Here is a 23,364-nt window from a genome sequence, read left to right as displayed (position 1 = left end):
GTTTGATAAATCTATTCTATCAGACCCGCCTTGGAATTTCAAGGAGGAATTTCATATTGACTACCTCGCAAAGTTGCAGTGAAATAGCTCTAAAAGGAGGGTAGTATGAACGACAAAAACTTAAATATCAAAATACCGTCTGACCTGTACCAGAAGCTACAGGATGAGGCGAAACGGCTTGGAATCTCAATGGCCGGGCTGGTACGCATGGTATGCAACGAGTATTTTGAAAAAAAGTAAAGGGGGACACCCGCCGCCTGACAAGCAAATCGGGTGCCCCAGACACAACCCCAGGGCCCATGGGGGATTGCCCCAGAGGCCAAGCACAAGGAGAAGTGATAAATCTATTCTATCATTCCTCCTGGGGAAATTCAAGGAGGAATTTTATATGACAAAGAAAAATATCGCAACGGAACTCGAGGGGTTGAAGCTGACCGATGGGTTTGACCTGCTCGACGACGTGATGGGCTGTATGGATCGGACGGAGGAGTGGGGCCGGATTCAGCAGCGGGACCCCATGATTCTGTCGGCCAGGCGGGGCGTGGAGAACTGTGTGGCGGCCCTTAGCGGCTCGGCGGACGAGGCGGCTGTGGAACGGCTGTGGGAGGAGATTGGCGCCTATGCCTGCTCCAACTGCGACGCGGCGGTCTTGTACGGCTTCCGGACGGCGCTCCGGCTGCTCTACGCCCTGGGCCGGCCGGTGGAGATGTCCCAATATCTGCTGGAGCGGTAGCCTGGCGGGGGGACATCCCGCCCAATGGACGCGCTTTTTGGAATTTATGGGGCGCGCGGCTTGCATTGGGCGGCTGTTTTCGATATAATGAGGTCTGCTGAACACCGGAGCGGCCCCAAAGCGGGGCGGAAGCGGCCGGAACTGATCATTTTTAAGAGAGCGTGATAGCGTTGAAGTACGATTTCGCATCCATCGAACCCAAGTGGCAGAAAAAATGGCTGGACAGCGGCGCTTATAAGACGGAGGAGGGGAGCGGCAAGCCCAAGTTTTACGCCCTGGTGGAGTTCCCCTACCCCTCCGGCCAGGGCCTGCACGTGGGACATGCCCGGCCCTATACAGCCATGGACGTGGTGGCCCGCAAGCGCCGCATGGACGGTTATAATGTGCTCTTCCCCATGGGGTACGACGCCTTTGGCCTGCCCACGGAGAACTACGCCATTAAAAATCACATCCACCCCGCCAAGGTGACCCACGACAATATTGAGAATTTCCGGGGCCAGCTGCAAATGCTGGGCTACTCCTTCGACTGGGATCGGGAGGTCAACACCACCGACCCCAATTACTACAAGTGGACCCAGTGGATCTTCCTCCAGCTGTGGAAAAAGGGCCTGGCCTACAAGGCCACCATGCCGGTGAACTGGTGTACCTCCTGCAAGTGCGTGCTGGCCAACGAGGAAGTGGTGGAGGGCGTGTGCGAGCGGTGCGGCGCCCCGGTCATCCGCAAGGAGAAGAGCCAGTGGATGCTGAAGATCACCGAGTACGCCCAGCGGCTCATCGACGACCTGGACGATCTGGACTTCATCGAGCGGGTGAAGATCCAGCAGAAGAACTGGATCGGCCGCTCCACCGGGGCGGAGGTGGTCTTCAAGGCCACCACCGGGGACGATATTGTGGTCTTCACCACCCGGCCGGATACCCTCTTCGGCGCCACTTACATGGTGCTGTCTCCGGAGCACGAGCTGGTGAGGCGCTGGATGGAACAGGGCCTGGTGAAAAACATCCAGGCGGTGAAGGACTACCAGGCCGCCGCCGCGTCCAAATCCGACCTGGAGCGCACCGAGCTCAACAAGGAGAAGACCGGCGTGGAGCTGGGCGGCGTGAGGGGCGTCAACCCGGTGAACGGCCGGGAAATCCCCATCTTTATCTCAGACTACGTGCTGTCTACCTACGGCACCGGCGCCATTATGGCGGTGCCCGCCCACGACGAGCGGGATTGGGAGTTCGCCAAAAAATTCGGCTGTGAGATTATTGAGGTGGTCTCCGGCGGGGAGGATGTGCAGAAAGCGGCCTTTACCGCCAAGGACGAGACTGGGATTCTGGTCAACTCCGACTTTTTGGACGGCCTGACCGTGAAGGACGCCATTCCCGTCATCACCCAATGGCTGGAGGAGAAGGGCATCGGCAAGGCCAAGGTCAACTATAAGCTGCGTGACTGGGTGTTCTCCCGCCAGCGGTACTGGGGGGAGCCCATCCCCATGGTGTACTGCGAAACGTGCGGCTGGCAGCCCATGGCGGAGGCGGACCTGCCCCTGCTGCTGCCGGATGTGGACTCCTATGAGCCCACCGACGACGGCGAGTCCCCCCTGTCCAAGATGACGGACTGGGTGAACACCACCTGTCCCTGCTGCGGCGGCCCCGCCAAGCGGGAGACCGACACCATGCCCCAGTGGGCGGGGTCCTCCTGGTACTTCCTGCGCTATATGGACCCCCACAACCACAAGGCGCTGGCCTCCAAGGAGGCGCTGGACTACTGGTCCCCGGTGGACTGGTACAACGGCGGCATGGAGCACACCACCCTCCACCTGCTCTACTCCCGCTTCTGGCATAAATTCCTCTACGACATCGGCGTGGTGCCCACCAAGGAGCCCTATCAGAAGCGGACCAGCCACGGCATGATCCTGGGCGAGGGCGGGGAGAAGATGTCCAAGAGCCGGGGCAACGTCATCAATCCAAACGACGTGGTGGCCCAGTACGGCGCGGACACCATGCGGCTGTATATTATGTTCATCGGCGACTTTGAGAAGGCCGCCGCCTGGAGCGACAACGCCGTTAAGGGCTGCAAGCGCTTCCTGGACCGGGTGTGGAACTTGGCAGAGAGCTGCGCCGGCGGTTTGGACTACACCGCCGCCAACGAGAGCGCCGTCCACAAGGCCATTAAAAAGGTGTCCGCCGACATCGAGGCCATGAAGTTCAACACCGCCATTGCCGCGCTGATGGCCCTGGTCAACGACTTCTACGCCAACGGCTGCTCCAAGGGGGACATGGGCGCCCTGCTGCTGATGCTCTCCCCCTTCGCCCCCCATATGGCGGAGGAGCTGTGGGAGCGCCTGGGCTTCGCCAAGGAGCGGGGCATGGCCTGCCGGCAGGCGTGGCCCGCCTACGACGAGAGCAAGACCGTGGCCAGCGAGGTGACCATCGCCGTCCAGGTGGCGGGCAAGCTGAAGGGCACCGTGGTGGTCCCCATGGACAGCAGCGAGGAGACCATCGTGGCCGAGGCCATGAAGCTGGACAAGGTGGCCAAGGCCGCCGAGGGGCTCAAGCTCTTCAAGACCATTCTGGTGAAAAACAAGCTGGTCAACCTGATCTTTAAGAAGTAAGCCACATGATTTGAGGCAGCGGAGGGGGAGCGCGTTTATGACGGAAAGGCAGCGGAAGAACGGGATAAAGGGCGTACACCACATCTGCCTGAAAACCGGGGGCGAGGCGGCCTTTGAGGAGGCCGTCCGCTTCTACACCCAGGTGCTGGGCTTTGCCCAAGTCCGGGCCTGGGGCGCGGGAGAGAACCGGAGCTGTATGCTGGATCTGGGCGGCTGCCTTCTGGAGATTATGGCCAACGGCGCACCGGCGGCGGAGAAGGGCCGTTTCCCTCATCTGGCCCTTCAGGTGGAGGATGTGGACCGGATGGCCGCGCTGGCAAAAGCGGCGGGGCAGACCGTCTTTGTGGAGCCGGCGGACAAATCGCTGGGGCCGGATTACCCCATCCGCATCGCGTTCTGCAAAGGCCCCGCCGGAGAGGATATTGAGTTTTTCCGGGAATATTGAATGCGTTTCCCAAATGTGGGAAAAATCCATCTTGACAAGTATGAGCGGATTGCATATAATATATTACTGTTAAAGCCATAACTATCAGTATGTGGCCCTTTGGCGGCGTGACCGCCGCTTCGGAGGGAGGGGAAATCAATGTCGGAAGTCCGCGTTAAGGATGGCGAGTCTCTGGAGAACGCGCTGAAGCGTTTCAAGCGCAGCTGTGCGAAGTCGGGCGTCCTGGCCGAAGTGCGCAAGCGTGAGCACTACGAGAGCCCGAGCGTCAAGCGCCGCAAGAAGTCTGAGGCTGCCCGTAAGAACCGCAAGAAGTTTTATTAAGCAGGCCGAGCCCCGCACCAGAAATGGTGCGGGGCTTTTCTCAACCGCGGCCCTATCCAATAATTGAAATTCATACCGGGACGGATCAGGTCCGGGCCAGCCGCTGGATGGCCTCTTCTTTTGTGGCGACAAAGAAGAAGTCTTTGCCGTGGTTTGACTCATAGATAAAATCCCTCAGCGGCTTGCTGGTGTAGTGGGAGTAGTCCCCCCAGATGGCGGCTTTGATGCGGTAATTGATGAATTTCTGCAAAATCTCCCCGGCCAGCCCTGTGCTGAGCACGAAAAAATCTTCCGCGAGGATCGCTTTGTCAAGGGCGATTTTGTCTGCGCCGGTCTCATATCGAACGGTCATTGCCAGATCCAGCGCGGAGGCGGCGTCTGTGATGATTTTTTCCCCGCCGGTGACAAGGGCAATACCGGTATTGTTCTCGTTCAGCGATTCAATCTTCATGTTGTCCTCCAGATTTGGGATGCGCAGTACAAATTCCAATTATTTTTCATATTATAGGGGAGAACGGGGCGGTTTACAAGGAAAATTTTCAAAGAAGGGCGGTTTTTGACGGAAAAGCCGCCCCGCGAAGGACGGGGGCGGCCGCCTTGCAATGGCGGGGGAAGCGTGATACAATAATAAATTACGAAGCGAAATGATAGAGTGCTGATAAGAGAGGGGCAGAACCTGTTATGATCTATCGCTGTACCAATTCAGACTGTTTCTGCGTTATGGAGCAGGAGGACCGGCCCGAGTGCTGCCCTGAGTGCGGGCTTACCATGGAAGCGGTGGAGGACTCGGAGCTGACCAGCCGGGACTGGACCATTTTAGGCGGCTGGTGGACCGAGGGGGAGAACCAAAACGAAAAGCGGGCGCTTCAGTGCTTCCGCATTGCCGCCGGCATGGGGGACGCCTGCGCCATCAGCAACCTGGGGTGGTGCATGGAAAACGGGGTGGGCATTGAGGCCGACCCCCGTCAGGCGGTGTGGCTGTACGAGCAGGCCGCTCTGCTGGACTACGTGCCTGCCATGTGCAATCTGGGCTTCTGTCTTGAGCACGGCATCGGCACCGCCCCCGACCCGGCCCGGGCGGTGGAGTGGTACCGCAAGGCGGCGGAGGAGACCTTCCCCCGGGCCCAGATTCTGCTGGCGCATTGCTATGAGCGGGGGATCGGTGTGGAGCAGGATACCGCCGCCGGTCTGGAGTGGCTGAAGGCCGCCGCCTTCCAGGGGGACCCCGGGGGGCAGTCGGAGCTGGGCCGCCGCTATGAGTTCGGCGAGGGGGTGGAGCAGGATCCCGCCGCCGCGGTGCGCTGGTACCGCCGGTCCGCGGAGCAGGGCTATCCCGACGGCCTGTGCTGCCTGGGGGTGTGCTATGAGGCGGGGATCGGCGTGGAGCCGGATATGGAGCAGGCCGCAGCCTATTATCTTCAGGCCGCGCAGGCCGGAGACGTCCGGGCTATGGGGAATTACGCCTGGTGCTGCGAGAACGGCAGCGGAGTAGCCGAGGACATGGCGGAAGCCGCCCGGTGGTACCGGTCCGCCGCCGAGCGGGGAGATCCCCGGGGGCAGTGCAGCTTGGCCTGGTGCTATGAGATGGGCGAGGGCGTGGAGCAGGACGCGGCGCAGGCGGTGGAGTGGTACCGCAAGGCCGCCGGACGGGGCTATCCCCGGGCCATGACCAATCTGGGCGTCTGCCTGGAGCGGGGCGACGGTGTGGAAAAAGACATGGAGCAGGCGGTGGAGCTCTACCGGGAAGCCGCCCAGCGGGGTTACGCTCCCGCTATGTGCAATCTGGGCTTCTGCTACAGCGTGGGCAGCGGTGTGGAGCAGGATCCGGCGCAGGCGGTGGAGTGGTACGCCAAGGCGGCGGAGCAGAACTACCCACGGGCCATGCGGGAGCTTGGCCTGTGTTATGAGACCGGCGAGGGCGTGGAAGAGGACAAGGAGCGGGCGGCGGCGCTCTACCGCGCCGCCGCCGAGGCCGGGGACGCCCCCGCCCAGTGCAACCTGGCCTGGTGCTACGAGTTCGGCGCAGGGGTGGAGCAGGACATGGAACAGGCGGTGGCCTGGTACCGCAGGGCCGCCGATCAGGACTTCCCCCGGGCGATGACCAATCTGGGCGTCTGTCTGGAGAACGGTCGGGGGACGGAGAAGGATCCCGCCCAGGCTATGGCGCTGTACCTCCGGGCCGCCCAGCGGGGCTACGGCCGGGCCATGTGCTATGTGGGCATCAACTACTACTACGGCGACTGCGGCGTGGAAGAGGACAGCGAGACCGCGGTCAGCTGGTTCCGCCGGGCCGAGGAGTCGGACTACCCGGAGGGGGCATACTGGCTGGGCCTGTGCCTGTGGAACGGAAAAGGGGTCCCAGAGGACCGGGCGGCGGCGGTGGAGCACTTCCAGACAGCCGCAAAGTTCAACGTGACTCGGGCGGGGTTCTATCTGGGCCTGTCCGCCGAGCGGGGCTGGGGCCGGGAACAGGACGATCAAGAGGCAGTGCGCTGGTACCTTTGGGCCGCCGAGCGGGGCGAACGGCTGAGCCAGTACAACCTGGGCTGGATGTACAGCAAGGGCCGGGGCGTAGAGCGGGACGAGGCCCAGGCGGTCCACTGGTTCCGTCAGGCCGCCGAGCAGGGAGACGCGGACGCCATGTGCAGCCTCGGCCTGCGCTATGAGCGGGGCGAGGGCGTCAAGAAGGATCTGAAGCGGGCGGCGGTGTGGTACCAGAGGGCCGCCGAGCTGGGGAACCAGGACGCCATGTGCAACCTGGGCTGGTGCTACGACGTGGGCGGCGGGGTGCGCAGGAGCCAGAAGAAGGCGGCGGAGTGGTATCAGAAGGCCGCCGATCTGGGCCTGCCCCGGGCCCAGTACAATCTGGCCCGGTCCTATGAGCTGGGCGAAGGCGTCAAGCGGGACTACGCCGCCGCCATGGCGTGGTACCGCAAGGCCGCGGACCAGGGCCACCCGGACGCCAAGAGCTGCATCGGCTGGCTGTATGAGAAGGGCCTGGGGGTGGAGCAGGACTGGGAGCAGGCCGCCCACTGGTACCGGCAGGGGGCCGAGGCCGGAGACTGCTGGGCCATGGGCAACCTGGCCTGGTGCTATGAAAACGGCAAGGGCGTGCCCCAGGACTACGCCAAAGCGCTGGAGCTGTATCAGAAGGGCGTGGATCAGGGCGGGGACGCCCGGTGCCTGCGGGGCCTGGGCTGGATGTACGACAACGGCGAGGGCGTGGAGCAGGACCAGGCCAAGGCGGCGGAGCTCTACCGCCAGTCCGCCCAGCGGGGGGACCGGATGGCCATGAACAACCTGGGCCACTGCTACTCCGACGGTGAGGGGGTGGAGCAGGACTACGCCGCCGCCCTGACCTGGTTCCAGCGGGCGGCGGAAAAGGGCCACGCCGCCGCCATGTGCTCCGTGGGCTGGCTCTACGAAAAGGGCTTGGGCGTCCAGCAGGACTGGGAAGAGGCGGTGCGCTGGTACGAGCGCAGCGCCAAAGCCGGAAACCCAACGGCCATGGGCAATTTGGGCTGGTGCCACGCCAATGGCAAGGGAACCCCTCAGGACTACGCCAAGGCGCTGCTCTGGTACCGCCGGGGGGCGGAGGCCGGCAGCAGCCGCTGCATGGACGCCATCGGCACCCTGTACCGCCGGGGGGACGGCGTGCGGCAGGACTACGCCGCCGCCATGCGGTGGTACCGCAAGGCGGCGGACCAGGGGGACGCCAGCGGTATGTGCAACATCGGCTACCTCTACGACAAGGGGTACGGGGTGAAGCAGGATTACGCCGCGTCGGCCCAGTGGTACCGGAAGGCGGCGGAGGCCGGCAGCCGGGTGGCCATGAACAACCTGGGCCACGCCTACTCCGACGGGGAGGGCGTGGATCGCAACTACGCCACTGCCATGACCTGGTTCCGCAAGGCGGCGGACGCGGGGTATAACCCGGCCCTGGGTTCCATCGGCTGGCTGTACGAGAAGGGCCGGGGGGTCCCCCAGAGCTGGGAAAAGGCGGCCCGGTGGTATCGGAAGGCCGCAGCTGCTGGGGTGGCGTTCGCCATGTGCAACCTGGCCTGGTGCTATGAGAAGGGCAAGGGCGTGGAGCAGGATTACGCCCTGGCCGCCGAGTGGTACCGGAAAGGGGCGGATGCAGGCAGCCTTCGGGGGATGAACGACCTGGCCGAGCTCTACCGGGCGGGCCGGGGGGTTCCGCAGGACTACGCTAAGGCCTTGGAGCTGTATCAAAAGGCGGCGGATCAGGAGGACGATACCGCCACCTACAACCTGGGCGAATGCTATGAGCGGGGCCAAGGCGTGGCGGTGGATCTGGCCAAAGCCCTGTCCTACTACCAAAAGGCCGATACCCTGGGGGACATAAGCGCTTCCTGCGCCCTGGGACGGTTCTATGAGGGGGGCATCCAGGTGCCGGCCAATCCGGCCAAGGCGGTGGAGTACTTCCAGCGCGCCGCCCAGGAGGGGGACGCCGAGGGAATGTACCGCCTGGCCCTGTGCTATGCGGAGGGCAGGGTAGTGGAAGCGGATCCGGCCCGGGCCCTGCGTCTGTGCCAGGAGGCGTTGGACAGCGACGATTTGGAAGACGAGGAAGACGCCGCGCTGCGCCAGCAGCTGGAGGGACTGCTTCAGCGCCTGCGGGCGCAGGGATAGCCGTCACACGCCGTTGGCGCCCGGGCGGGGGTTGGAATCCGGCGTACTTTTCTGCGCCAGCAGCTTGGCCAGATCCGGCAGAAGATCGTCTGCCTCCGAATAGGAGAGCAGGGCGTGGCCGACGCCAAGACTGCCGGCCAGCTGAAGCTTTTTCGCAATGGAGCCCGCATCGTCAAAGAGGACGAAGTGGGCTCCGTTTTCTTTTGCCATGTAGGTAAAATAGCGGGCGCACAGGTCCTTGGAAAAATAGACGGAGGGAGAGAGCTGCTCCAGCCGCTCAGCCAACTCCGTCCGGCTGAGGGGGGCGCCCCGGCCGGTGGGGGAGGGGAGGTAGAAGTCCTCCGCCACCCGCTCCACATACAGGGCGAGACGGCCGGCACCGAATTTCTGGGCGGCGTCGGTCAGGCGCTGGCGCAGGGAGCCGCCGGAGAGAGCGGAGGAGATGAGAACCAACGCATGGGGAGCGCTGGCGCCGTAAGCCTCCGGGACATAGAGGGGCCAGCCCCGGCGCTGGAGCAGCTCCCCCAGCTGTGCCGCCACCTGCTGGAGCAGAGGGAGGGGACGGCCCTCAAAGAGACAGCAGACCCCGGAAAATCCCCTGGCGGAACACTCCCGCAGCACCTCCTGGCAGAAGGCGGAGGGCTCCCCACGGCCGTCAAAGCCCTGGTGGTCCATGGCCATGAGGCCGCCCCGGGCGGCCACCGGCAGTTTGGAACGGAACAGATGGGGACCGCCTCCCACCCGGTAGGCCAGATGAGCCACGGGAAAGCCGGCGGCCTGGGCGGCCCGGCAGTCCGCCGGCGGCGCGGTAAGAATTAGTTTGCAGCTGGTAACCATTTGTCAGGTACCCCCCTTGCATCCACAATAGGCGAATGCTATAATAGGCATTGCTTGAAATCTGTCAATATCTCCAGTCAGCGGGCCTTTTATTAGGTAAAAGGCGCTCGCAGTCAAATTGTTTCCTGAGCTGCCGTCAGACCTGTTGTCCTTGCGCGGCGGCTGTATCTGTACTCTATGCGGGACGGGAAAAAAACAGTCCTGCGGAAAGGGGGCGGCCTGTGATCCCATCTCTGTTGGCGGATCAGGTATATTCCAGCGTGTTTGACATTGAGCCCCAGGCGCTGGCGGCGGCGGGGATCCGGCTGCTGCTGGCGGATCTGGACAATACCCTGGCGCCCTACGGGCAGGCGGAGCCGGAGGAGGCCCTGCGGACGTGGACGGCGGATCTGGCCCGGGCGGGGGTGCGCCTGTTCATCCTCTCCAACAACCGCCGGCCGGAGCGGGCCATGAGATTTGCCGGGGCTTTGGGGGTGCCCTATATCGGCCACGCCGGCAAGCCCAGGCCGGCCTCCTTCCGACAGGCCATGGAGCGGATGGGGGCGGCCCCAAAAGAGACCTCCATTGTGGGGGATCAGATTTTTACCGACATCCTGGGCGGGAAAAACGCCGGGGTGGGCACCATACTGGTGGAGCCCATCCGGCTGGCCGGCAATCCGGGGCGGTACCTGCGGTACGGGGCGGAGTGGCCCTTCCGCATTTTGGCAAAGAGAAGAGGGAAAAAGAGATGAGCGCGAAATTCGGCCCGGCGGGGAACAGTGAGTCGTTTCCTTATAAATCCTCGGCCAAGGCCCCGGGTTGGCTGGCGGAGCTGGGGTTGGACGTGTACGAATACCAGTGCGGCAAGGGGGTCAACATCAAGGAGGACACCGCCCGGAGCATTGGACAGGCGGCACGGGCGGCGGGGATCGGACTGTCCCTCCACGCCCCTTATTTTATCAATCTGGCCAACCCGGAGCCGGAGAGCCTGGAGAAGACCATCGGCTATATCACCGCCGCCTGTGAGGCGGCGGACTGGATGGGGGCGGAACGGGTGGTCATCCACTCCGGCGCCCTGATGAAGCGCACCCGGGGAGAGGCCTTGGAAATTGCGAAACGCTCCCTGAGAGAGGTGCTGGCGGCCTGCGACGGGGCGGGGTACGGCCATATCGCCCTGTGTCCCGAGACCATGGGGAAGATCAACCAGCTGGGGGATCTGGACGAGGTGCTCTCGCTGTGTACCCTGGATGAGCGGCTGGTGCCCACCGTGGACTTCGGCCACTTGTACGCCCGCACCCTGGGGGCGCTGGACGGCCGGGAGGCCTGCGTGGCGATGCTGGACAAGATTGAAGGTGTGCTGGGGGCGGAACGGGCCAGCCGGTTCCACAGCCACTTCTCCAAAATCGCCTTTACTCAGAAGGGCGGGGAGAAAATGCACCTGACCTTTGCTCAGAGCGAGTTCGGCCCCGATCCGCTGCCCCTGATGGAGGAGGTGGCCCGCCGGGGATGGAGCCCCACCTTCATCTGCGAGTCCGCCGGTACCCAGGCGGAGGACGCGCTGGCCATGAAGCGGGCCTATGCTGCGTATCGAGAAAACAGTGAGGAAAGGAAGAAACTGACATGAATCATCTGAAGCAGATTGCCGCCAAGCTGGAGGAGTTTGAGCTGGACGCTATGCTTATTACCAGTGAGCCCGGCGAGTTTTACGCCGTGGGCTTCCACGGCGAGGGCACCGTGATAGTGACCCGGGGGGAGTGCCGCTATTTCACCGACTCCCGCTACATTGAATCGGCGGATAAGCTGGTCACCGGTGCGAAGATCACCCAGAACACCGCGGAACAGACCCAGCGTATGCTCACCCGGCAGGCCATTGAGGAGCTGAAGATCCAGAAGCTGGGCTTTGAGGAGGGGTATATGACCCTGGCGGCCTACCGGGCCTGTGAAAAGGAGTATCCCTGTGAGCTGGCGCCCGCCCAGAAGCTGTTGGATACCCTCCGGGCCAGCAAGGACGGGGAGGAGCGGGAGGCCCTCATCCAGGCCCAGCGGATCGCCGAGCGGGCCTTTGTGGAAATTTTGAAGTTCATTCAGCCCGGCATGACGGAGAAGGAGATCGCCGCCAAGCTGGTGTACGATATGCTCCGCGCCGGCGCGGAGAAGGTGTCCTTTGACCCCATTGTGGTCTCCGGGCCCAACGGCAGTCTGCCCCACGGCATCCCCAGCGATAAAAAGGTGGAGCGGGGGGAGTTTATCACCATGGACTTTGGCTGCAAGTTTGGCAATTACTGCTCCGATATGACCCGCACCGTGGCCCTGGGAGAGCCGGATGAGGAGATGCGCAGGGTCTATCAGACCGTCCTGGACGCCCAGCTGGCAGGCATTGCCGCGGCCCGGGCCGGCGTGCCGGGCTGTGACATCCACAACGCGGCGGCCAAGGTGATTGAAGACGCGGGATATGGGGCGTACTTCGGCCACGGCTTCGGCCACAGCGTGGGCATTGAGATCCATGAGTCCCCCAACGCCAACAGCCGCAACCAGGAGCCCATGCCTGTGGGAGCGGCCATCTCCGCCGAGCCGGGGATTTACCTCCCCGGCCGTTTTGGCGTGCGCATTGAGGATGTGCTCATCCTCCGCGAGGACGGCTGCGAGAACATCACCCTTGCCCCCAAGGAACTGATTATACTGTAACGGCGATGCCGGAGGCACTGGAAAGGCCTCCGGCATTTGTTATGGAACAGTTGCATTTTTTAGGGAAATGGGGTAAAATGAGGGTAGTTTCCAAAGTCCCAAAGGGGGTGTAGAGATATACAGCCTGTATGGAACCCGGGCGGAGAAAAGCCGGCCGGCAGCCCATAAGCTGCTGCGGGCGGTACTGCGGGCCCGGTGCGGCTATGTGCCGCCGGCGCTCCGGCAGCCAGGGGGGAAGCCGGTGCTGGCGGGGGAGAGGCTTCACTTCAACCTCAGCCACAGCGGGCCCTTTGCCCTGTGCGGCGTGGGGGACGCCCCTCTGGGGGTGGATATTGAGGCAATCAGGCCCCGCCGTCCCGCACTGCCCCGGTATATTATGTCGGACCGGGAGTTTCGGTGGTATGAGGCCCAGGGTGGCCGGTGGGAGGATTTTTACACCCTTTGGACGTTGAAGGAGAGCATCTGTAAATATACCGGGCAGGGGCTGGACCGGGCGGCGCGGCGGATTGAGGCGCCGCTGCTGGCGCCGGGGGAGTGTGCCCGGTGGCAGGGCCTGTGGCTGCGGGCCTACGGCGGCCCGGACTGGCGGGCGGCCTGTTGCGGCGAGGCGGAGCCCGGAACGTTGATGTGGTTATCGGAGGAGCCGGTATGAGCAGGAAGAATAAGACGGAAAAAACCACCGGCGTCTATCAGGCGGCGGGGCGGAGCTTTGGCTTTGTGACGCCGGAGACGGCCGGAGACCTGCTGGGGGACTACTTTATTCCCCCGCGGCAGGAGAACGGGGCCTGGGACGGGGACACGGTGGCCATTGAGCCGGTTGGTGACCCGACCAACGGCGGGGAGCGGCGCACCGCCCGGGTGACGGCGATCCTGGTGCGGAAGAACCGAACGGTGATCGGCGTGCTGCGCCGGCAGGGCAGAGAGGTCTGGCTGGTGCCGGAGGGAGAGAAGCTCCGCCAGCCCATTTTGGTGACGGGGAAGACTGCCGGCGCCCGGGCCGGGGATAAGGCGGCGGTGAGCGTGGCCAGCTACGGCACCGCCAAGCAGCCGCCCATGGGCGCCCTGGCTGAGGTGTTCGGCCGGGACGGCTCTCTGGATGCGGCGGTGGAGGCCATCCTGTACGGCCAGAAGATTGAGCGGGACTTTCCCAAGGCGGCGGAGGAGCAGGCCCGGCGCGCCCCTCAGGCGGTATGCGCCGCCGATCTGACCGGCCGGCTGGACCTGCGGGAGAAGTGCATTATTACCATTGACGGCGCCAGCGCCAAGGATCTGGACGACGCGGTTTCTGTGGAGACCGATGCCCAGGGGCGTACGGTGCTGGGGGTACACATTGCGGATGTGAGCCACTATGTCCCCATGGGCTCCGCCCTGGATGAGGAGGCGTGGAGCCGGGGCACGTCGGTCTACTTCCCAGGGGAGGTGGTCCCTATGCTGCCGGTAGAGCTGTCCAACGGGATCTGTTCTCTTAATCCCCAGGTGGACCGGCTCACCCTGTCGTGTATCATGACCATGAACCCGGATGGCTCCGTGGCGGAGTACACCATTCAAAAGTCGGTGATACGCACGGCAGAGCGGATGACCTATAGAGACTGCAACGCCCTGCTGAAGGGAGAGGACGGAGATCTGGCCCGGCGGTACGCCCCTATTGTGCCCATGCTCCGGGAGATGAGCAGGCTGGCCAAGGTGCTGGAGCGCAGGCGCCGCCTTCGGGGCAGCCTGGCGCTGGAGAGCCGGGAGCGGGAGATCTTGTGCGGCCAGACGGGTCAGCCGGTGGAGGTGCGGATGCGCGCGCCGGGAGAGAGCGAGGGGATCATTGAGTCCTTTATGCTGGCGGCAAACGAGTGCGTAGCGGAGCATCTGGCCAATTTGCGGGCCCCGGCGGTGTACCGCATCCACGAAAAGCCCGGGGAGGAGAAGGCGCAGGCCCTGCGGACGCTGCTGTCCCCCCTGGGATACGGCTTCCGGGAGCCGGACAACTTCTCTCTGCAAAAAATTCTCGACCAGGCTGCCGGACGGCCAGAAGAATTTTTGGTCCACACCGCGGTGCTGCGCGCAATGATGAAGGCGCGGTATGAGCCGCAGAATGTGGGGCATTTCGGCCTGGCGGCCAGGTATTACTGTCACTTTACCTCCCCCATCCGGCGCTACCCGGATCTGATGATCCACCGCTGTCTGACGGCGCTGCTGGAGGAGGGGGCAGAGGGAAAGGCGGCGCGGAGGCTGTCCGGCGCCGCGGCAAAGGCGGCGCGGCAGTCCTCCGAGCGGGAGCTGGCCGCCCAGACCGCAGAGCGGGAAATTGAAAAATGCTATCTGGCGGCGTATATGGCCGGGCGGATTGGAGAGACCTTCTCCGCAGTGGTGTCCGGCGTGGCGCGGCTGGGGCTGTTTGTGCTGACCGATGAGGGGGTGGAGGGCTTCCTGCCGGTGGGGGCCCTGCCCGGCGGCGGCTATCAATTTGACGAGGAGCGGATGACCCTTACCGGAAGTCAGTCCGGCGTGTGCTATACCCTGGGCACCCCTGTGGAGGTGGTGTGCTGCTCCGCTGAGCCAGGGAGCGGCCGGGTGGACTTCCAGCTGCCTGGGGGCGTCCCGATTGCCGCGCCGCCGGCAGAAAAGCGGCCCAAGCTGGCAGAGCGGCGAGTGGGGAAAAAGCCGGGCCGCCGTTCCAGCCATCCGCCCAGGCAGAACCGGGGGAGGAGAAAGAAGTGAGAAGACACAGGCTCCTCCCGGCGCTGATTCTGACCGCCCTCACGCTGGCGGCCTGCGGCGGAGGCAGGGAGAGGGAACCCCTCTTTCCCTCTGCGGACCAGAACGCCGGTACGCCTGCCGCTACGGCGGCGGTGACGCCGGCTCCGGCCAGCCCCACGCCCGCTCCCCAGCCCGCGCCGGTTCCCACGGAATCTCCCGCGGAGCGGCGGCTGGCGACCATGACAGTGGAGCAGAAGGTGGGCCAGCTTTTGGTGGCGGGGATAGAGGGCGTTGAGGCCGGAGAGGACGCCCGGCAGGCCATAGAGGAATATCAGGTGGGCGGCATCATCCTCTTCGGATACAATGTGGACAGCGCCCAGCAGCTTACCGGGCTGACCAACCGGCTCAAGGCGCTGAACGGGGACTACATCCCCCTCTTTCTGTGTGTGGACGAGGAGGGGGGGCTGGTATCCCGGATGCCGCCGGAGGTGGCGGATGTGCCCCAGGCGCTGGACTTTGGTCAGACGGGGGACAGTACCCTGTGTGCCCGGCTGGGCCGGCTGCTGGGGGCGGAGTGTGCCGCTTTCGGCCTGAATGTGAACTGTGCCCCCTGCCTGGACATCTGGTCCAACCCGGACAACACGGTCATTGGAGGCCGGGCCCTGGGGACAGATCCAGCCGCGGTGTCCCGGCTGGGCAGCGCCCTGTGGGAGGGGATTACGGACCGGGGCGTCATCCCGGTGGCGAAGCACTTCCCGGGCCACGGAGACACTGCGGCCGATTCCCACGTGGGACTGCCGGTGGTGGAAAAGTCCCTGGAGGAGCTGCGGCGGCAGGAGCTGCTCCCCTTCCAGACCGCCATCGACCGGGGCATACCCGCCATTATGGTGGCCCATATTGTGGAAACCTCCCTGGACGGATCCTGTCCCGCCTCCCTGTCCCCAAAAGTGGTGGACGGGCTGCTGCGCCGGGAGATGGGCTTTCAGGGAGTGGTGTTCACAGACGACCTGACTATGGCGGCGGTGGCGGATACCTACGACATGGGGACGGCCGCGGTACTGGCGGTGGAGGCCGGGTGCGACGTGCTGCTGATTTGCAGCGGGGAGGCAAACCTGACGGCGGCCTATGAGAGCATTCTGGCCGCAGTGGAAGAGGGACGCATTCCGGAAAGCCGCCTGGACGAGAGCGTTCAGCGGATTCTGACACTGAAATACCAGACTGGCCTGAGCAATGAACCGGTCGGGCCGGCGGATGTGGAGACCGTGAACGCCCAGATCAGAGCCCTTCTGGCGCTGCTGTCAGAAACACAGGGGCAGACCCCTTAAACTTTTGAAAAAACTGCCGATTTATTTAAATGGATATTCCAGCATTCACAGCCGGGAATGCTGGAATGCCGTGGGATGTTGCCGTTGACCCAGGCGGAAACCGCCTTCATATTTACAAAAAGGGGAGAAACAAATTATGGGCCTGTTTGGAGGACAGACAAGAGTGGAACCGAGAGTAGAACCGAGTACCATTGTGGACAAGGAAGAAGAGCAGAGGGAGGAACTGCCCAGTCTGCCCAAGCCGCGGCCCAATACTGTGATTACCAAGGGCGTGACGGTGTCCGGCGCGATTCGGGGTGAGGGCGTTGTTCAGGTAGAAGGAAACGTAGAGGGTGAGATCGCGGTGAGCGGTTCGGTCATCGTGACCAGCACCGGCACCATTCAGGGACCGGTGTCTGCGGACGTGGTGCGCATTTCCGGCCATGTTGTGGGTGATATTATGGCCCGCAGCCATCTGCGTCTAGAAAAAACAGGAAATGTAGAGGGGGATGTGACCACCCCTTCCATGGTTCTGGAGGACGGCAGCCGCCTGAACGGCCGCAGTACCATGATTCGGGAGGAAGCGGTCCCCGCTCCGGCCCAGCCGGAGGGACCTGCCCTGGACAACCTCCAGTTCGGCCCTAACTACAAGGTGGGCGAGGAAGCGGAGGAAGAAGAAAGCTGAGTATCCGGCCTTGCTTGAAAAATGTCAGGGTGCCCAAACAGCAAGTCTTTTTCGCCATACCGCGTTAAAAAATCTTGTTGTTGGGGAGATTGCCATTTATCAAATAGACTCTCGCTTACCCCAGCGCCTGTTGAAAGGGCGCTGGGGTAAATCTTAGAAAGGAGATCTGCTCGATGGCCGTTTTGGCTGATCTTCATACTCACAGCACTGCCTCAGACGGGCAGTATACCCCCACGGAGCTGGTGGGGCTGGCAAAGGCCCGGGGGCTGGAGGTGCTGGCCCTGACGGACCACGACACAGCGGAGGGCGCGGCGGAGGCGATCCAGGCAGGGATTGCCCAAGACCTGCGGGTGGTGCCGGGAATTGAACTGGGCGCCAAGGAGCACCGCAGCCTGCATATTTTAGGCTATGGCTTTACCATGGTGCCCTCACCCCTGACAGAGCTGTGTAAAAAGCTGAAGGCTGGGCGGGATGAGCGGAAATATCGGATCATTGACTTCCTGCGGGAAAAAGGGGTTTATATCTCTCTGGACGAGGTGGAAGAGGTGGCCGGCGGGGAGATCATCGCCCGGCCCCACTTCGCCCAGGTGCTGGTGCGGCAGGGCTATGCAGCCACAAACCGGGAGGCCTTTGACCGCTATCTGGATACTGAGGAATACCAGCGGATTGAGCGCTTTAAGGCGGATATGGAAACCTGCGTGGCGGCCATCAAATCCGCCGGAGGGGCCGTCTCTTTGGCCCATCCATACCAGCTGCGGGCGTCTGAGGAACAGGTGGAGGCCCTGGTGCGCAGGCTGAAAGAGTACGGACTGGACGCCATCGAGTGCTTCTATCCGCGGCACACCCTGGCGCAGACGGAATTCTATCTGAAGCTGGCAAAAAGATACGGGCTGCATGTGTCCGGGGGAAGCGACTTCCACGGGGAGCGGGTCAAGCCGGATATCTTCCTGGCCGCGCTGGAGCTGGACCTTCAGTGGCTGGGAATTCCGTTTGAAAGATGACAGGAGGAAGCTTTTTCAACCCATCATGTACAAGGCGGCGGCTTTGTTATTTGGAAGTTATAATAGGCGGATAGTTGCGCTGTAATAAAAGAAAATTTGCTCGCTTTTATAAGAGATCTATGAAAAATCCACCTTTTGAACGAAACAGCCGGAGAGATCTGTTTCTGTCCTTATGCTTGCTTCTTATCATCCCATTTCTGCACCAATGCGTTCGGACCAGTCTCATCAGCAGTGTTCCAGATACGGACGGACTTGGGATTGCTGGCCATATCGAATGGTTCGATTTGCTCAACGAAACGCTCCAGGCATTCCTGATCGTGCCGCTGTATCATTTGCTCAATACAGTAAAAGGTGAGCCAGGCGTATTGAAACAGCGAATCCATTGCAGCTTTGTGGTTTCCACCACACTGTATGCCGTCTTTTCCATTGTTTGTTTTGTCTTGTGCTCAAATATCACACAATTCATGACAGGTGACGCGAGCGCTGATATCATCTGCTATCTGCGCTTGGAGACGATCGCATTCATTGCGGGATATATTTCCAGCTTTGCTGTGGTGGTATTTGTTGTTGCAGGGAAGCCGTCCTATATCGTGGCTCTCACGGTAGGGAGGGCCGCCCTGACCATTTTGGCGGATCTATTCTTCATTCCGGTGTTTTGGGTAAATGGGGCTGCATGTTCAAACATCGCGATCAACCTCTTTGCGGGACTAATTTGCTTTGCGCTGGTGGAACATTCAAGATTTTGGCAGGCGCCGGCACAGTCATCCGCAAATGGATATGGGTGGCTCCGGCAATGGGCGAAGATTGGGGCGTTTTCCGGCGCTCAGATCCTGTTGGATAACCTCATTTACGCTCTGATCGTCTGCAAAATGGTCAATGATGTGGCGGAGCAGGGGAACTATTGGGTGGCAAACAATTTTATCTGGGGGTTTTTGCTCATTCCCATTTCAGCCCTTGCGGAGATTATAAAGCGGGAAAACACGCCGGAGCGGGTCGGAAACTATTTCAAAGCTGCCGCTGTTATTGTTCTTCTGTGGGCGATCTCCAGACCTGCGTGGAAGCCATTTTTCCAGTACATAATGGGAATCGAAGACCCAGAGCCCATCTGCCGCATTGTTTTCACACTGCTGCCGTTTTACGCTGCCTATGCCGTGAGCTCCATTTTTAGTAATATATTTACGGCCGCAGGAAAAACAGCGTATAATTGTGCGATTTCTGCTGTTGTTAACATTGGATACTATGGGATTATGTATTACCTTTACTGGCATGGCGTGTTTTCCGCCAGCATTGAGTTCATTTGTTGTCTGTTTGGCTTCGGGATGTGCGTCAACGCCATTTGCGGTACGCTTCTTTTTGCTTGGTCGGAGCGGAATGCTCGGCCCGTATCGTCCTGATCGGCCTCAGGAGATACCATTATTTTCCAACATCTTGTGCTGTAACACCTTATAGGCGGGAGGTGCAGAACACCATCCACGAGAGCCATAAGTATATTCCCCTGCGTTCTATCTATATTCTTTGGAGCCATCGGGAGCTATACCGGTACGCTGAAAAGGGGAACCGCTGTAAGAACAAAGAAACAGCAAACAGCCGGAACGGGGAGTTCAGGCCATAGCTGCGGAAGAAGAACCAGACCAGCATCAGTCAGAATATCTTTGGTTCCACCCAGTTCGTCTTGTAACGGTTCGTTTTCCCGTTCTTGACTGATAGGATGCTTTTTATCTCCTTTTACACAGAATTTTCGGGGCTCTCGTGTACCGCCTTTTCCGAGCCGGGCATCCGCGCAGGACTGTTTGGCCTGCCGGATGAAAAAAGGTCTCTCCATATGCAGCAGGGCATATGGAGAGACCTTTTTAATACCAATCATGCTTTTCGTTCCGGTCAAGAGCATTGATCTGCTCCATTTCCGCATCGTTCAATGTAAAATCATACAGTTCAGTATTTTCCTTGATATGCTCCGGATTGCTGGAGCCGGGGATAACCACCACGCCCTTTTGCAGGTTCCATCGCAGAATCACTTGAGCGGAAGATACGCCATGGGCGTGTGCGATGCCGGAGATCACTTCATCCCCTAACAGCTCCGCCGTGTGGCCGCGGCCGCCAAGCGGATACCAGCCCTGCACCACAATACCGAGTCCTTGGATATAGGGAATCACATCATTTTCCTGGTAGTATGGATGAATCTCATTCTGCACCAGCGCAGGAGGAATCGTCACCTGGGGCAGAAATTCTTCCAGTTCCTCGACATACCAGTTGGACAGGCCAAGAGAACGGATTTTTCCGTCCTCAACAAAGGCTTCCATGGCCTCTCTGATGGCTTGGCCCACTTCTTCTTCGTTGCCGTAGGCGGATGCGGTGTCAATAAGCCGGACCCCGCTGGCCAGGGCGGACTTGACAGAATTGACGCAGCTTTCCCCATGGAGATTGTATGTCCCCAGCCCGTTGATGGGCATCTCATAGCCGCTGCTGAGAGTGACGGTTTTGGTCTCAAAATCAAACGCCCTTGCCCCGCTGCCCCCTATTGGTTCGTCTATCGAAAAGGTAACGGAGATATTACCGCCGCCGGCTTGCAGCACAGCCCTAAGCTCGGATTCTGTAACGCTGTCCACCTGTCCCAAACGGGTAAAATTCCAGGTGTTTTCACCGTAATAGATGCTAACACTGCTGCCCTGATAGAGAATGATGTCTCTTGGCCTGGCGGTAATTTGCCGGTTGGTCTGGGTAAGCGTTGCACCAATACTGCCCGCCTTCTCAAATCCGCCGTAATCGCTCATATCCACAGTCAGCGGCCCTTTGGACAGCAGCTCTTTCCATGCCGTGACCGAAGGATTGTTCTCCAAGGCCACCGTCCAGACGGTATTTCCGCTCTGAATATACATCTTATTTGCCTCCCCGTCCGCAGTTTTGGGCAAGTCAAGACTGCTTACCCAGTCATTCACCTGAGAGGTACCGGAGAATCGCCGGCCTTCCAGCCAGGCGGCGTTTGGCTCGTAGCTCCGAAGTGTGGCGTCCTCATGGCCGCTGCCCCCGGAGGTGCAGAAGGTGGCGATGGTTTTGCCGCTCAGATCGTAGGTCTCCAGAAAGGTGTGGATGATCTTGGGCGCGCGGCCCCACCAGATTGGGAAGCTGATGAGCACCACGTCATACTGCTCCATATCCTCCACAGCGTTTGCAATGGAAGGCCGTGCGTCCGGGTCGTTCTGCTCGGCATTGGCCCGGCAGCCGGTGTTGTAGTTCAGATCGGCGGCAGTGTAGGGCTGAGCAGGTACGATTTCAAAGAGGTCGCCGCCCGTCGCCTCGGCCACCGCCTCCGCCACCGGACGGGTATTGCCAGTGGCGGAGAAATAGGCCACCAGCACCTTTCCCCCAACTGTGCCCTGCTGTAAAAGCTGGGCACAGTTCATCACTGCCGCCGCGGCCTGAGCTCTTGTGGCGTTCTTGGAGCTGCCGTCAAAGCCGGGGATATCTTTGGTGACTGGCTGGCCGGTATACCGCTGAAAAATCAGACTCATCTGTTCCTGAGTAATAGGGTCATTGGCGCCAAACCGGCCGTCGCCATAGCCAGCTATCAGCTTTTCTCCGGCTGCCCAGCAGACGGCTTCACTGTACCACTGGCCAGTTGGCACATCGGAGAACTGCGTGAGGTAATTCACCGCCGGTTTTCCCTCCTGCCGCCACAGGATCGCAATAAGCATGGCACGGGTCAGGGGCGCTTCCGGCACAAAGGTGGTATCCGAAGTGCCGGCCATTAAACCATTTTCCCTGCAATATTGAACAGCCTCGGCATACCACGCGTCCGCGGGAACATCGGCAAAGCCGGCTTCCTGACTGGACGGCTTTGCTTGACTGCCCTGTTCAGAGCCGCCTGCCTGCGCCGCACAGGCGGTTATGGTAAGGAGAAAACAAATCAAAACAAGGCGGAAAGATATCCTTTTGCCCATAGTACCTCCATCATTTTATCGGTTGAAGTTTGTCCAACAGGCTGTTTCTGAGAAGGGAGGCACAATGCCGTTCTGCCGCCCTGCACGGATACATTTCAGCAGCCACGCCAGATTCCGCCCCAGATTCCGCACAGTCTGCAGGCCCTCCTTGTCCTGCTCCACCAGCTCAGGGGCAGGACCATAGACCATGTTCCAATAGGTGGAGGACACAACGGGCATTTCGGCGTCTGTCATATATTTGTTCAGCACATCCAGCGAAGCCGTTGCCCCGGCGCGGCGCGCCGTCACTACCGCAGCTCCCGGCTTGTGAGTGAACGCGCTGCCTCCGGCGTAAAAGACACTATCCCAACAGGGACAAAATTTGTCCGCTGGGGTGGGCATAGCAGACGGGAGAGCCAAATACAAAGCCGTCAGCCTCCTGAGCCTTGGCAATGATCTCATTCACCATATCGCCGGCAAAGACACACCGGCCTTTTTCGGCACAGCCATTGCAGCCGGTGCAGTCCCGGACAGAACCGCCGCCCATTTGAATGAGCTCTGTCTCCACCCCTTCGGCGTGCAATATCTTTGCGATTTCTGTGAGGGCGAGGTAGGTGCAGCCATTCCTGCGGGTACTGCCGTTTAATAGCAAGACCTTCATCATTACATCTCCTTTCATGACGTGCTTTTCGCACCGGAAGGGGGAGCTCATTTCAATTCCGCGCCAAAGCGGCGCAGTTCTGTGCGCTTGCCGGGGGAGCCGTTTTCCCTACCACAGGCAGTAAATACACCCATGCCCTCTAATCCCAGATAGTCCAGGAAAACACCCTTACCTGATGACCAGCCGACACAGCGCCCTCCCGAAATGCTTCGACCATACCTTTTGTATTTCCGTTAGGACGGGGACTGCCGTTTAATACAAGAGTTTTCATAGTGTTCTCCTAATAAAACTGAAAGCTGGTTTGCTTGAACGCGAAAGGGAACCCTGACGGTTCCCTTTCACACTATCCTTCCCTCCGGAGCCTTCAAATTTTGCGTTTTTTGACACTCTGAGGCGCGGCGCTTTTGACGCCGTACCCATCCCCAAATGTGCTATTTCAGATTTTTCTGGAAGAAATCAACCAGCTTGTCAAAAGGAATGATGTCCGTCCGGTCATAGAGATCGGTGTGGACGGCATTGGGGATAAGGAGCAGTTCCTTATTGTCTCCGTTCAGCTTGGCAAAGGCATCTCTGCTGAAATAGCAGGAGTGGGCCTTCTCACCGTGTATCACCAGAACCGCGCTGCGGATCTCGCCCGCGTAAGCCAGGATAGGCTGGTTGAGGAAAGACATGCAGCCGATCACGTTCCAGCCGCCGTTGGAGTTGAGGGAGCGAGGATGATAGCCCCGCCGGGTTTTGTAGTAGTTATGATAATCCTTGAAGTAAAAGGGCGCATCCTCCGGTGAAGTGCGCCCAAAAAGTTAGACAAAAATAAGGCGGTAAAATTGTTCAAGCAGCCGAAAGGGCTTGTTGTCTGTG

19 protein-coding genes and 3 pseudogenes are annotated in these 23,364 nt (G+C 61.0%); 15 read left to right on the top strand and 7 right to left on the bottom strand.

Annotated features, from left to right (window positions below; all coding sequences use genetic code 11):
* Positions 1–105 precede the first annotated feature (105 nt).
* From D1159_RS20000 to rpsU, 5 genes are all read left to right on the top strand, one after another.
* Entirely contained in the window at positions 106–240 is a 135-nt protein-coding gene (locus D1159_RS20000; RefSeq protein WP_279280014.1) for a hypothetical protein, read from the top strand.
* A gap of 148 nt (positions 241–388) precedes the next feature.
* Complete coding sequence (locus tag D1159_RS07945; RefSeq protein WP_161845135.1) at positions 389–733, top strand: hypothetical protein; 345 nt, start codon at positions 389–391, stop codon at positions 731–733.
* A gap of 170 nt (positions 734–903) precedes the next feature.
* Positions 904–3,330, top strand: a complete 2,427-nt coding sequence (leuS, locus tag D1159_RS07940) for a leucine--tRNA ligase (protein ID WP_161845197.1) — start codon at positions 904–906, stop codon at positions 3,328–3,330.
* Positions 3,331–3,367: 37 nt separating this feature from the next.
* Positions 3,368–3,775, top strand: a complete 408-nt coding sequence (locus tag D1159_RS07935) for a VOC family protein (RefSeq protein ID WP_161845134.1) — start codon at positions 3,368–3,370, stop codon at positions 3,773–3,775.
* Positions 3,776–3,913: 138 nt separating this feature from the next.
* Positions 3,914–4,096, top strand: coding sequence for a 30S ribosomal protein S21 (gene rpsU / locus D1159_RS07930; protein WP_101693723.1), 183 nt, complete (start codon positions 3,914–3,916; stop codon positions 4,094–4,096).
* A gap of 85 nt (positions 4,097–4,181) precedes the next feature.
* Here the strand turns inward: rpsU and D1159_RS07925 are convergent, their stop codons facing one another.
* Entirely contained in the window at positions 4,182–4,547 is a 366-nt protein-coding gene (locus tag D1159_RS07925) for a DUF4180 domain-containing protein (protein ID WP_161845133.1), read from the bottom strand.
* A gap of 230 nt (positions 4,548–4,777) precedes the next feature.
* On the opposite strand from D1159_RS07925, the gene D1159_RS07920 reads away from it, so the two are divergent.
* Positions 4,778–8,749, top strand: coding sequence for an SEL1-like repeat protein (locus D1159_RS07920; RefSeq protein WP_161845132.1), 3,972 nt, complete (start codon positions 4,778–4,780; stop codon positions 8,747–8,749).
* Between the two features lie 3 nt (positions 8,750–8,752).
* On the opposite strand, the gene D1159_RS07915 is transcribed toward D1159_RS07920, so the two are convergent.
* A complete protein-coding gene (locus D1159_RS07915) occupies positions 8,753–9,586 on the bottom strand; it encodes a hypothetical protein (RefSeq protein WP_161845131.1) in 834 nt (277 codons plus the stop codon).
* A 221-nt stretch (positions 9,587–9,807) separates the two neighbouring features.
* Here D1159_RS07915 and D1159_RS07910 point away from each other — a divergent pair, with 221 nt between their 5' ends.
* The 9 genes from D1159_RS07910 to D1159_RS07870 all read left to right on the top strand — a co-directional run bounded on the left by D1159_RS07910 (position 9,808) and on the right by D1159_RS07870 (position 19,322).
* Positions 9,808–10,317 carry a YqeG family HAD IIIA-type phosphatase gene (locus D1159_RS07910; protein ID WP_161845130.1) on the top strand — a complete coding sequence of 170 codons (510 nt, stop codon included), beginning with the start codon at positions 9,808–9,810 and terminating at the stop codon, positions 10,315–10,317.
* On the top strand, positions 10,314–11,189 hold the full coding sequence (locus D1159_RS07905) for a TIM barrel protein (protein ID WP_161845129.1): 876 nt from the start codon (positions 10,314–10,316) through the stop codon (positions 11,187–11,189). The genes D1159_RS07910 and D1159_RS07905 overlap by 4 nt, the downstream gene beginning before the upstream one ends.
* On the top strand, positions 11,186–12,250 hold the full coding sequence (locus tag D1159_RS07900) for an aminopeptidase P family protein (RefSeq protein WP_161845128.1): 1,065 nt from the start codon (positions 11,186–11,188) through the stop codon (positions 12,248–12,250). Before D1159_RS07905 ends, D1159_RS07900 begins: the two co-directional genes overlap by 4 nt.
* A 241-nt stretch (positions 12,251–12,491) precedes the next feature.
* Positions 12,492–12,902, top strand: coding sequence for a 4'-phosphopantetheinyl transferase superfamily protein (locus tag D1159_RS07895; protein WP_347563656.1), 411 nt, complete (start codon positions 12,492–12,494; stop codon positions 12,900–12,902).
* Positions 12,899–14,959 (top strand): ribonuclease R, encoded by a 2,061-nt coding sequence (rnr, locus tag D1159_RS07890; RefSeq protein WP_161845127.1) that lies wholly within the window; start codon positions 12,899–12,901, stop codon positions 14,957–14,959. The genes D1159_RS07895 and rnr overlap by 4 nt, the downstream gene beginning before the upstream one ends.
* Entirely contained in the window at positions 14,956–16,263 is a 1,308-nt protein-coding gene (gene nagZ / locus D1159_RS07885; protein WP_347563655.1) for a beta-N-acetylhexosaminidase, read from the top strand. The genes rnr and nagZ overlap by 4 nt, the downstream gene beginning before the upstream one ends.
* A 163-nt stretch (positions 16,264–16,426) precedes the next feature.
* Positions 16,427–16,927, top strand: coding sequence for a polymer-forming cytoskeletal protein (locus D1159_RS07880; protein WP_161845126.1), 501 nt, complete (start codon positions 16,427–16,429; stop codon positions 16,925–16,927).
* A gap of 173 nt (positions 16,928–17,100) precedes the next feature.
* On the top strand, positions 17,101–17,928 hold the full coding sequence (locus D1159_RS07875; protein WP_161845125.1) for a PHP domain-containing protein: 828 nt from the start codon (positions 17,101–17,103) through the stop codon (positions 17,926–17,928).
* A gap of 119 nt (positions 17,929–18,047) precedes the next feature.
* Positions 18,048–19,322, top strand: a complete 1,275-nt coding sequence (locus D1159_RS07870; protein ID WP_161845124.1) for a hypothetical protein — start codon at positions 18,048–18,050, stop codon at positions 19,320–19,322.
* A gap of 137 nt (positions 19,323–19,459) precedes the next feature.
* Here D1159_RS07870 and D1159_RS07865 read toward each other — a convergent pair whose 3' ends face one another.
* From D1159_RS07865 to D1159_RS07825, 5 genes and pseudogenes are all read right to left on the bottom strand, one after another.
* Positions 19,460–19,792, bottom strand: coding sequence for a hypothetical protein (locus D1159_RS07865; RefSeq protein ID WP_161845123.1), 333 nt, complete (start codon positions 19,790–19,792; stop codon positions 19,460–19,462).
* Entirely contained in the window at positions 19,779–21,866 is a 2,088-nt protein-coding gene (locus D1159_RS19575) for a flavodoxin (protein ID WP_243152178.1), read from the bottom strand. The genes D1159_RS07865 and D1159_RS19575 overlap by 14 nt, the downstream gene beginning before the upstream one ends.
* A 15-nt stretch (positions 21,867–21,881) precedes the next feature.
* A pseudogene (locus D1159_RS07840) lies at positions 21,882–22,506 on the bottom strand (flavodoxin family protein).
* A gap of 169 nt (positions 22,507–22,675) precedes the next feature.
* Positions 22,676–22,777, bottom strand: a pseudogene (locus D1159_RS20195) (flavodoxin family protein); the annotation flags it as partial.
* Between the two features lie 160 nt (positions 22,778–22,937).
* Positions 22,938–23,288: pseudogene (locus tag D1159_RS07825) on the bottom strand (alpha/beta hydrolase); the annotation flags it as partial.
* Positions 23,289–23,364: the final 76 nt, after the last annotated feature.

Origin of the sequence: Pseudoflavonifractor sp. 524-17 (genome assembly GCF_009935845.1) — a bacterium.
In the GTDB taxonomy this organism is placed as follows: Bacteria; Bacillota; Clostridia; order Oscillospirales; family Oscillospiraceae; genus Pseudoflavonifractor_A.
This window is presented reverse-complemented; position numbering and strand designations above follow the sequence as displayed.